This window comes from Paractinoplanes maris, assembly GCF_023544465.1.
Classification (GTDB): domain Bacteria; phylum Actinomycetota; class Actinomycetes; order Mycobacteriales; family Micromonosporaceae; genus Actinoplanes; species Actinoplanes maris.
In genome coordinates this window covers 171918-181523 of sequence record NZ_JALPVL010000001.1, presented here as the reverse complement: position 1 = coordinate 181523, position 9606 = coordinate 171918, and the positions used below count along the sequence as shown (strand labels likewise).

Sequence of the window (9606 nt, the reverse complement as noted above, 5' to 3'; positions counted from 1 at the left end):
TGCGAGGCTCTATCCGCTTAGATGCGTTATGGGCGTTTTGGTGTACTCAATCGTGGTGACCCCTACGGGGAGGCGCTCAGGGTTACGGCTGATGCGCGGGCTTGCCCGGCTGCGTCATGGTGGAGGTCGACGTATCGACTCGGGGAGGCCGAGATGGGTAAGGCAGTGGCATTTCTGGTGGCACTGATCGCCGGAGTGATCGCCGTCGGCTGGGTGGTCAGCTCGCTGATCGGCCCGGTGCTGTTCTACCTGATCGTGGGCGCCCTGGCGGTCGGCGGCGGGTATTACCTCTACACGAAGGCCAAGAAGTCGATCGCCCCCGGCACCCGCACGCAGCGGCGAATCGAGGCGGCGACGAAGACGTACCGGATGCGGAACCGGTGAGGCTTCCGCTGGGCGGCTAGGCTTGGGGTCCTCGCCGCTCTCTCTGACCAACGGGAAGTCTGACCGTGTTTGACACTTTGAGTGACCGCCTCTCCGGCATCTTCACCAAGCTCCGGGGCAAGGGCAAGCTCACCGACGCCGACATCGACGCCACCGCACGCGAGATCCGTCTCGCGCTGCTCGAGGCCGATGTCGCGCTGCCCGTGGTCAAGGCCTTCATCTTCAACCTCAAGGAGCGTGCGCGGGGGGCCGAGGTCTCCCAGGCGCTCAACCCCGCGCAGCAGATCATCAAGATCGTCCACGAGGAGCTCATCAACATCCTCGGTGGCGAGGGGCGGCGGCTGCAGTTCGCCAAGCAGCCGCCCACGGTGATCATGCTGGCCGGTCTGCAGGGTGCCGGTAAGACGACGCTGGCCGGCAAGCTGTCCCGCTGGCTCAAGGGCCAGGGCCACCAGGTGCTGCTGGTCGCGGCCGACCTCCAGCGGCCCAACGCGGTCAACCAGCTGCAGGTCATCGCCGGCCGGGCGGGCGTCGACATCTACGCCCCCGAGCCCGGCAGCGGCATCGGCGACCCGGTCCAGGTCGCCAAGGACTCGATCGACGTCGCCAAGCGCACCGCCAAAGACATCGTCATCGTCGACACCGCCGGCCGGCTCGGCATCGACGAGGACATGATGCAGCAGGCGCGCGACATCCGCGACGCCACCGACCCCGACGAGGTCCTGTTCGTCATCGACGCCATGGTCGGCCAGGACGCGGTGCAGACCGCCGAGGCGTTCCGGGACGGCGTCGGCATCACCGGCGTGGTCCTGTCGAAGCTCGACGGTGACGCCCGCGGTGGTGCGGCGCTCTCCGTCCGGCAGGTCACCGGCGAGCCCATCCTCTTCGCGTCGACCGGTGAGAAGCTCGAGGACTTCGACCTCTTCCACCCCGACCGGATGGCCAGCCGCATCCTCGGCATGGGCGACGTGCTGACCCTCATCGAGCAGGCCGAGCAGGCCTTCGACGAGGATCAGAAGGAGAAGATGACCGGCAAGCTGCTTGCCGGCGAGTCCTTCACCCTCGAGGACTTCCTCGACCAGCTGATCGCCGTCCGGCGGATGGGCCCGATCGCCAACATCCTGGGCATGATGCCCGGCATGGGCCAGATGAAGGACCAGCTGGCCGAGCTCGACGACAAGCACTTCGACAAGGTCGCCGCGATCATCCGCTCGATGACCCCGCTCGAGCGCACCAACCCCAAGGTGCTCAACGGCTCCCGCCGCGCCCGCATCGCCAACGGTTCCGGCGTGACCGTCATGGACGTCAACCAACTGCTCAACCGCTTCGCCGACGCGCAAAAGATGATGAAGCAGATGAGCGGCATGATGGGCCTGCCCGGCGGCGGCCGCCGCAAGGCCACCAAGAGCCCGAAGAACAAGCGCAAGGGCACCAAGGGCGGAAACAACAGGCCGCGTACGGGCGGTGGCGGCGGCCTGCCCGCCGGCTTCCCGGGCGGCATGCCCCAGCTGCCCCCGGGCCTCGACCCCAACGCCCTGGGCGGTGCGGGCGGAGCGGGCGGCTTCAACCTCCCCAACCTCGACTTCAACAAGCTGATGAAGCAGCAGAAAAAGGACGACGACAAGAGCTGATTGCCGCCCCGTCCGGTAGGACTGTGGGCATGGCGTTGCATGTGCGTGGGACTGTGCTGCCCGACGGGGATGTGCGAGATCTTTGGCTGGTGGGGGACCGGGTCACATTCGAGCCGGTCAGGGACGCTGAGACGATCAGTGACGGTGGGTTTGTGGTGCCGGGACTGGTGGACGCGCACTGTCACCTGGGAATCGCGTTCGGGGCCAAGCCGATCACCAGCGTTGATCAGGCTCGGGAGCTGGCGGTCACCGATCGGGACGCGGGAGTGCTGGCGCTGCGCGATGCGGGGTCGCCCTATCCGTATCCGGAGCTGGACGACGAGGACGGGATTCCGCGACTGGCTCGGGCGGGGCGGCACGTGGCGCCGCCGATGCGGTATCTGCGAGATGTCGGCATCGAGGTGGACGGCGTCGACGACGTGCGGGCGGCCGTCACCGAGCAGGCCAAGGCCGGCAACGGCTGGGTGAAGCTGGTCGGGGACTGGATCCACCGGGACAAGGGCGACCTCGCGCCCTCGTGGGACGCGGCGACCATGGCGGCAGCGGTCGAGGCGGCGCACGCGGCCGGGGTGCGGGCGGCGGTGCACACGTTCTCCGAGGAGGGCGTCGAGATCATGGTGCGCGCGGGCATCGACTCGGTCGAGCACGGCACGGGGCTGTCGCTGGACCTGATCGACGAGATGGCGCGGCGGGGCACAGCCTTGGTCCCCACGATGATCAACATCCGGACGTTCGGCGGGATCGCCGAGCGGGCGCGGGGCAAGTTCGACACGTACGCCGATCACATGATCTCGTTGCGCGACCGGTTCCCGTCGGTGGTGCGCGCCGCCTACGAGGCCGGCGTGCCGATCTATGTGGGCACCGACGCCGGCGGCGGGATCCGGCACGGGCTCGTGGCCGAGGAGATGCTGATCCTGCAGGAGGCCGGCCTGCCCGCCGAAGAGGTGCTGGCCAGTGCCTCGTGGCGGGCCCGCGAATGGCTCGGATTCCCGGGCCTGGTCGAGGGCGGCCTGGCCGACCTGATTGTCTACGAGGCCGACCCGCGCGCGGACCTGCGAGTGGTCCGCGCGCCGAGCCGCATCGTCCTCAAGGGCCGGGTCATCCGCTGAGCCGGCCCGCCGTGGGTGGTTGGTCAGCCGGTCAAGCTGTAGATCCGGAGGTCGGTGGCGGTCGGGCAGGCCAGGCGGTCGGCGGTGTGGGCGCACATGTTGGTGCGCTGCGGGATGGTGCCGAGCTGGGTCAGCTTGCGGGTGGCGATGTCCAGCACGGACACGTCGCCGGCCCCGGTGATCGGCAGGACCAGCAAGCGCTCGCGGTCCAGCCAGTCGACGTGGGTGGCATTGCTGCGGAACAACGTCTCGCCGTTCGCGTTGAGCAGGTCGGTGGTCTGACCGCCGCCGATCAGCATGGTCCCGTTGGCCGACGAGAGCGATCCCGCGCCGGGCGGCCCGATCACGGTCCAGATCTTTTTGCGCTGGGCGACATCGACCGCCGAGATGGAGCTCAGGGCATTGTCCTGCACGTCGAGCACGCAGACCCGGCCCGGCTCGCAGACGTCCAGCCCGCCCAGCTCGTGCCCCACCTTTCCGGTGAGGACCACCGAGGACTGACCGGTGCCGAGGTCGATGGCGGAGACGCGGTAGGCCGACGTGTCGCAACACGACGGCCCACCCTCGTAGAGCCACCCGTCGGAGGCCACGAACATGCTGGACGCCTGCGCGGGGGACGTGGGGGTGATCGTCCGGAGCAGCTCACCGCTGCCCGCGTCGAGTACCTGTACCTTGCCGGTCTTGGTCACCACCACAACGCGGCCGTCGGTGTAGCTGTCGCCCGCCGGGTCGTCGCTCGCGGTCCGCACCCCGATCACCCGGACGGCCGGATCGACCGGGGGTTCCAGCGTCCAGAGCTTCCGGCCGGTCCGCCAGTCGTGCGCGTCGACCTGCCCGTTGATCGCCCACCGGCGCACGAGCGCTTTCTCGAGCGGCACGACCTCGTCCTCATCGCCGACGGTGAGCACCCAGTCGTTGGCGTTCTCGTGGGCCGGGTCGTACACGTAGATCTGGTCGTCGACGGCGACCATGACCCCCTGTTTCACGGCGCGCACCCCGTACGGGACGGCGGGGGTGGCGAAACCCATGCCGGTCACCTTCCACTCGGTCGCTCCCGTGTGCAGGTCGGCGCCGACCACGGTGACCTTGCCGTCGCCGGCCTGCCAGGCGGTGTAGACCTTGCCGTCGGCGACGGCCGGAGTCGTCTCCTGAATCGAGCGGCCGAACTCGATCGGCGACCCCACGATGGACAGCGGGCCGGCCGAGGGGGCCGGGGCGACGGGGTGGTCGGCCCGGCTCTGGGGGCGGACCAGCACGCCGAGGCCGGCCAGGACCAAGCAGACCGCGGCCGCCGCCGCGATCAGTGCGCCGTGGCGGTTGCGCTCGCGGCCGCGCAGGCGGGCCTGCTCGGCGGTGCCGAGCGGGATCACGTCGGCCTGCCGGCCCAGCGAGCCGAAGATGTCGTCGAGGTCAGTGGGCATCGTCGGCTCCGTTCGTGACGAAGGTGGGGTGGTCGCCGCCGAGCGCGGTCGCGAGCCCGGCCCGGCCGCGGGACAACCAGGACTTGACCGTGCCGATCGAGGAGCCGGTCTCGTGGGCGATCTCGGCAACCGAGCGGTCGAGCAGGTAATGCAGGGCTAAGGCGCGCCGGTGCACCAGCGGCAGGGTGCGCATGGCGCGGATCAGCAGCACGGTGTCCTCCGAGGGCGGGGCGGCGTGGGGTGGAGGTGGCTCGGCGGCGGCGCGGGCCCGGCGGACGCCCAGGCGGCGCCACCGGTCGGCGGAGAGCCGGTTGACCACCAGCCGGAGCCAGGCCTCCCGGTCCTCGTAGTCGGCCAGGCGCCTCCATCGCTGCCAGGCACGCGCATAGGCCTCCTGCACGAGGTCTTGCGCATCGCCCGGGTCGCCGGTCAGGCCATACGCATATCTGGCCAGGCGCCGGGACGTGTCCCGGTAGAAATCGTCGAACTCGTCTGTTGCTCTCACCGCACACCGCCCTTCCCATCAGGACACGCCTTGCCCACCCGGTGGGTTGCGCGGGGACGCGACTAGGATGTCGCCTCATGGCCCGTGTGCTCACTCCCCGTGCGGAAGACTTTCCCCGCTGGTACCAGGATCTGATCGCCAAGGCGCAGCTGGCCGACAACGGCCCGGTGCGCGGCACGATGGTGATCCGGCCGGTCGGCTGGGCCATCTGGGAGCGTATGCAGGCCGACATGGACCTGCGCATCAAGGAAGAGGGCGTGCAGAACGCCTACTTCCCGCTCTTCATCCCCGAGAGCTATCTGCGCCGCGAGGCCGACCACGTCGAGGGCTTCTCGCCCGAGCTGGCCGTGGTCACCCACGCCGGCGGCAAGCAGCTCGCCGAGCCGCTCGTGGTGCGCCCGACCAGCGAGACCGTGATCGGCGAGTTCATGGCCAAGTGGGTCGACTCCTACCGTGACCTGCCGCTGCTGCTCAACCAGTGGGCCAACGTCGTGCGCTGGGAGCTGCGCCCGCGCACGTTCCTGCGCACCACCGAGTTCCTCTGGCAGGAGGGCCACGACGCGCACGCCACCGAGGAGCTTGCCCGCGAGCACGCCCGCAACATCCACAAGAACGTCTACCAGGCGTTCATGGAGGAGATGCTGGCCATCCCGGTCGTGCCGGGCCGCAAGACCAAGGGCGAGCGCTTCGCCGGTGCCACCAACACCATGACCGTCGAGGCCATGATGGGTGACACCAAGGCGCTGCAGATGGGCACCTCGCACGAGCTGGGTCAGAATTTCGCCAAGGCCTTCGACATCACCTATTCGTCGAAGCAGGGCTCGGTCGAGCACGCCTGGACCACCTCGTGGGGCACGTCGACCCGCATGATGGGCGGCCTGATCATGGTCCACGGCGACGACAACGGCCTGCGGCTCCCGCCGCGCCTGGCGCCGATCCAGGTGCAGGTCATGGTGGTCAAGGCGGGCGAGGGCGTGGTCGAGGCGGCGAGCAAGCTGCGCGACGAGCTCAAGGCCGCCGGTGTGCGGGTCAAGCTCGACGACCGGGCCGACATCCCGTTCGGCCGCCGGGCGATCGACGCCGAGCTGCAGGGTGTGCCGATCCGCATCGAGGCCGGTCCGCGTGACCTGGCCAACGGCAGCGTGACGATCGCCCGCCGGATCGACGGCTCCAAGACCCCGACCCCGCTCGCCGAGGTGCTGAGCGCCGTGACGAGCGCGCTCAAGGCGGATCAGGAGCGGCTGTACGACGAGGCGGTGGCCTTCCGCGCGGCCAACACGGTCGAGGTCAAGACGCTGGGCGAGGCGATCGAGGCGGCGCAGACCGGCTGGGCCCAGGTGCCGTGGTCGGCGGTCGGCGAGGCCGGTGAGAAGGAGGCGAACGGCAAGGCGGTCACGGTCCGCTGCCTGACCCGCCCCGACGGCACGATGCCCGACTCCGACGAGGAGCCCGGCCTGATCGCCATCCTGGCGCGTTCCTACTGATGCCGTTCGAGCCGGGCCGGCTCGTCCTGCACCGCGACACGCATCGCGGCCGTCTCGGCTTCGTCCACCCGGCCCGGGTGGTCACCGACGACGAGCGCGGGCTGCTCCTCTGGGTGGCCCGCGGCTCGATCGTCGCGATCGAGACGACGGCGGACGGCCGCGGCCCCCGGGACATGCCGTCCTTCGTGGCGTGGGAAGCCGCTCCCAAGACGATGACGTTCACCACATGGCGCGGCCCCGGCCTGCTGCGCTTCTTCCCCGCGGACGCCGACCACTCCGTCTGGCTGTTCCGCACCGAGGCCGGCGCCTTCAAGAACTACTACGTCAATCTCGAGGAGACCGCCGTCCGCTGGGACGACGGCCCCGCGGCCGGCATCGACGTCGTCGACCAGGACCTGGACATCGTCGCCTTCCCCGACCTGACCTGGCACTGGAAGGACGAGGACGAGTTCGCCGAGCGCCTGGCCCGCCCCGACCTCTACTGGGTCCCCGACGAGGCCACGGTGTGGGCCGAGGGCCGCCGGGTCGTCAAGCTCATCGAGGCCGGCGACTTCCCGTTCGACGGCACCTGGCGCGACTTCCAGCCCGACCGGTCCTGGCCGACCCCCACCGAGCTGCCCCCGGGCTGGGACCGCCCCGTGGTCGCCCGCATTTGATCTTGATTGTGAGAGCGCAACCGCTCACGCACGTGGAGCGAAGCGACCCTCGGCGGGAGCAGTGGTCCGTACCCACCACCCCGCTACGACCGGCTCTTGACCTGGAAGTTGCCTTTTCCCGGGCCGATTGGGAGTAACCCCCTCCCGTCTGGCAGAATGGTCCCCTGGTATCCGGCTCGCTTGAGGCGCCCTCTAACCCCTCGGTGACGCCAGTCCATGAAGCTTCGGCTCCTCATGTCCCCACGTGAGAGCCGCCGCCTCGCCTCGTAGTCATTCAGGAGCGAAGAGAACCGTGGCCGTTAAGATCCGGCTCCTGCGGATGGGCAAGATCCGCAACCCGCAGTACCGCATCGTCGTCGCCGACTCGCGCACCAAGCGCGACGGCCGCGCCATCGAGTACGTCGGCATCTACCAGCCGAAGGAACACCCCTCGATCATCCAGGTCAAGTCCGAGCGGGTGCAGTACTGGCTCTCCGTCGGCGCCCAGCCGAGCGAGGCCGTGCAGCGCATCCTCGAGAAGACCGGTGACTGGCAGCAGTTCAAGGGCCTTCCCGCCCCGCCGCCGCTGCTCGTCGCGGAGCCGAAGCAGAGCCGCACCGAGGTGTACGAGGCCGAGGCCAAGTCGGCCGCCGGTGTCGCCGACACCCCGGCCAAGAGCACCAAGCCGGCCAAGAAGGTTGCCGCTGCTCCGGAGGCCGCCGAGGCCAAGCCGGACCAGACCAAGGTTGCCGACCGGGCCGAGCCCAACCGTGAGGCTGTCGCCGAGACCGCAGAGGACCCGGCCGGTGCCGGCGCCGACGCGAGCTGACGGGGCGCTCCGGCCGGCGCTGGAGCACCTCGTCAAGGGCATCGTCGACAATCCGGACGACGTCCGGGTGCGACTGGTCGACTCGCGTCGCGGCAAGCGGCTCGAGGTCCGTGTGCACCCGGAGGACCTGGGAACGGTCATCGGGCGCGGCGGACGCACGGCCAAGGCCCTGCGGCAGGTCATCGGGTCGATCGGTGGGCGCGGCATCCGCGTCGACATCGTCGACGCGTACTGAGATGCTCCTGGTAGTCGGTCAGATCGGTAAGCCGCACGGCATCCGGGGCGAGGTCTCGGTGGTCGTGCGGACCGATGAACCGGAAGATCGTTTCGTCCCCGGGTCGGTGTTCGTGACGGAGGTCCCCCGGGACCGCCGCGTGAGCACCGGCCCGGCGGCCGTCTCCGGTGTCCGTTTCGACGTGCCCAAGCAACTCGTGCTCGAGTCGATCCGCTGGCATCAGGGGCGCGGCATCGCAGTGTTCGAGAACATCTACGACCGCAACGTCGCCGAGGAGCTGCGCGGCGTGCTGCTGCAGGTCGACAGCGAGGAGCTGACACCGCCGGACGATCCCGACGAGTTCCACGACCACCAGTTGGTCGGGCTCCGGGTCGAGTCGGCCGACGGCGTGGCGTACGGCGTGGTGCAGCGCATCGAGCATGCGCCGTCCTCCGATCTGATCGTGCTCGACAAGACCGGTGGCGGCACCGCGTTGATCCCCTTCGTCAGCGCCATCGTCCCGGCCGTGGACGTGGCCGGCGGGCGGATCGTGGTGGATCTTCCCGAGGGTCTGCTGGATCTCTAGTGCGCGTCGACATCATCTCGATCTTCCCGGAGTACTTCGCCCCGCTCGAGCTGTCGCTGATCGGCAAGGCGCGGACGACCGGGCTGCTCGACGTGGCCGTGCACGATCTGCGCACCTGGACCTCCGACGTGCACCGCACGGTGGACGACACGCCGTACGGCGGTGGGCCCGGCATGGTCATGCGGCCGGAGCCGTGGGGTCAGGCGCTGGACTCGGTGGGGGCGGGCACCCTGATCGTGCCGTCGCCCGTGGGCAAGCCGTTCACCCAGGCCGACGCGCACGAGCTGGCCGGGCTCGACCACCTGATCTTCGCCTGCGGGCGCTATGAGGGGATCGACCAGCGGGTCATCGACGACGCGGCCGCCCGGATGCCGGTGCGGGAGGTGTCGCTCGGCGACTACGTGCTCTTCGGGGGCGAGGTCGCGGTCATCGTGATCATGGAAGCGATCGTCCGGCTGCTGCCCGGGGTGCTCGGGAACGCGGACTCGCTGACCGAGGAGTCGCACGCGGCCGGGCTGCTCGAGGCGCCCGTCTACACCAAGCCGGCCTCGTGGCGCTCGCGGGACGTCCCGGACATCCTGCGGTCTGGTGATCATGGGCGGATCGCTCGCTGGCGCCGGGATCAGAGCCTGTTGCGGACGGCCTCCCGGCGGCCGGACATGCTGGAGACCTACCCGGTTGAGCAGTTGGACAAGGCGGACCGGAAGGCGCTGGACGAGGGCGGATTTCTGATCAAGCCTCCTCCTGTGGCAAAGTAGGGAGGTTGCCGATTTCGTCCCGCGCCGCGGGGTGAGGTCGAGGATCCCCT

At 69.8% G+C, this 9606-nt stretch carries 11 protein-coding genes; 9 read left to right on the top strand and 2 right to left on the bottom strand.

Annotation, left to right across the window (positions count from 1 at the left end):
• The first annotated feature begins 153 nt into the window (after positions 1 to 153).
• The 3 genes from NAG42_RS00870 (at position 154) to NAG42_RS00860 (ending at position 3124) form a co-directional block, all read left to right on the top strand.
• Positions 154 to 384: a PTS system mannose/fructose/sorbose family transporter subunit IID gene (locus NAG42_RS00870; protein ID WP_250027278.1), complete on the top strand. Its 231-nt coding sequence runs from the start codon at positions 154 to 156 to the stop codon at positions 382 to 384.
• Between the two features lie 65 nt (positions 385 to 449).
• A complete protein-coding gene (ffh, locus tag NAG42_RS00865) occupies positions 450 to 2015 on the top strand; it encodes a signal recognition particle protein (protein WP_250027277.1) in 1566 nt (521 codons plus the stop codon).
• Positions 2016 to 2044: 29 nt separating this feature from the next.
• Positions 2045 to 3124 carry an amidohydrolase family protein gene (locus tag NAG42_RS00860; protein WP_250027276.1) on the top strand — a complete coding sequence of 360 codons (1080 nt, stop codon included), beginning with the start codon at positions 2045 to 2047 and terminating at the stop codon, positions 3122 to 3124.
• A 23-nt stretch (positions 3125 to 3147) separates the two neighbouring features.
• Here the strand turns inward: NAG42_RS00860 and NAG42_RS00855 are convergent, their stop codons facing one another.
• Positions 3148 to 4545: an outer membrane protein assembly factor BamB family protein gene (locus NAG42_RS00855; protein ID WP_250027275.1), complete on the bottom strand. Its 1398-nt coding sequence runs from the start codon at positions 4543 to 4545 to the stop codon at positions 3148 to 3150.
• The gene (locus NAG42_RS00850; protein ID WP_250027274.1) at positions 4535 to 5050 is read right to left on the bottom strand and encodes a SigE family RNA polymerase sigma factor; all 516 of its coding nucleotides are present in this window, start codon (positions 5048 to 5050) and stop codon (positions 4535 to 4537) included. The genes NAG42_RS00855 and NAG42_RS00850 overlap by 11 nt, the downstream gene beginning before the upstream one ends.
• A 77-nt stretch (positions 5051 to 5127) precedes the next feature.
• Here NAG42_RS00850 and proS point away from each other — a divergent pair, with 77 nt between their 5' ends.
• The 6 genes from proS (at position 5128) to trmD (ending at position 9556) form a co-directional block, all read left to right on the top strand.
• Positions 5128 to 6534: a proline--tRNA ligase gene (proS, locus tag NAG42_RS00845; RefSeq protein WP_250027273.1), complete on the top strand. Its 1407-nt coding sequence runs from the start codon at positions 5128 to 5130 to the stop codon at positions 6532 to 6534.
• The gene (locus NAG42_RS00840; RefSeq protein WP_250027272.1) at positions 6534 to 7190 is read left to right on the top strand and encodes a ribonuclease FAU-1 family protein; all 657 of its coding nucleotides are present in this window, start codon (positions 6534 to 6536) and stop codon (positions 7188 to 7190) included. Before proS ends, NAG42_RS00840 begins: the two co-directional genes overlap by 1 nt.
• A gap of 292 nt (positions 7191 to 7482) precedes the next feature.
• A complete protein-coding gene (rpsP, locus tag NAG42_RS00835; protein ID WP_250027271.1) occupies positions 7483 to 7998 on the top strand; it encodes a 30S ribosomal protein S16 in 516 nt (171 codons plus the stop codon).
• The gene (locus NAG42_RS00830) at positions 7976 to 8233 is read left to right on the top strand and encodes an RNA-binding protein (protein ID WP_014447131.1); all 258 of its coding nucleotides are present in this window, start codon (positions 7976 to 7978) and stop codon (positions 8231 to 8233) included. The genes rpsP and NAG42_RS00830 overlap by 23 nt, the downstream gene beginning before the upstream one ends.
• Position 8234: 1 nt before the next feature.
• A complete protein-coding gene (rimM, locus tag NAG42_RS00825; RefSeq protein ID WP_250027270.1) occupies positions 8235 to 8798 on the top strand; it encodes a ribosome maturation factor RimM in 564 nt (187 codons plus the stop codon).
• The gene (trmD, locus tag NAG42_RS00820) at positions 8798 to 9556 is read left to right on the top strand and encodes a tRNA (guanosine(37)-N1)-methyltransferase TrmD (RefSeq protein WP_250027269.1); all 759 of its coding nucleotides are present in this window, start codon (positions 8798 to 8800) and stop codon (positions 9554 to 9556) included. The genes rimM and trmD overlap by 1 nt, the downstream gene beginning before the upstream one ends.
• Positions 9557 to 9606 lie beyond the last annotated feature (50 nt).

What these genes read in the sequence shown, in the direction of transcription:
- NAG42_RS00870 (WP_250027278.1), top strand. Translation starts at nt 154, where the DNA reads ATGGGTAAGGCAGTGGCATTTCTGGTGGCACTGATCGCCGGAGTGATC.
- NAG42_RS00860 (WP_250027276.1), top strand. Translation starts at nt 2,045, where the DNA reads ATGGCGTTGCATGTGCGTGGGACTGTGCTGCCCGACGGGGATGTGCGA.
- NAG42_RS00855 (WP_250027275.1), bottom strand. Translation starts at nt 4,545, where the DNA reads ATGCCCACTGACCTCGACGACATCTTCGGCTCGCTGGGCCGGCAGGCC.
- proS (WP_250027273.1), top strand. Translation starts at nt 5,128, where the DNA reads ATGGCCCGTGTGCTCACTCCCCGTGCGGAAGACTTTCCCCGCTGGTAC.
- NAG42_RS00840 (WP_250027272.1), top strand. Translation starts at nt 6,534, where the DNA reads ATGCCGTTCGAGCCGGGCCGGCTCGTCCTGCACCGCGACACGCATCGC.
- rimM (WP_250027270.1), top strand. Translation starts at nt 8,235, where the DNA reads ATGCTCCTGGTAGTCGGTCAGATCGGTAAGCCGCACGGCATCCGGGGC.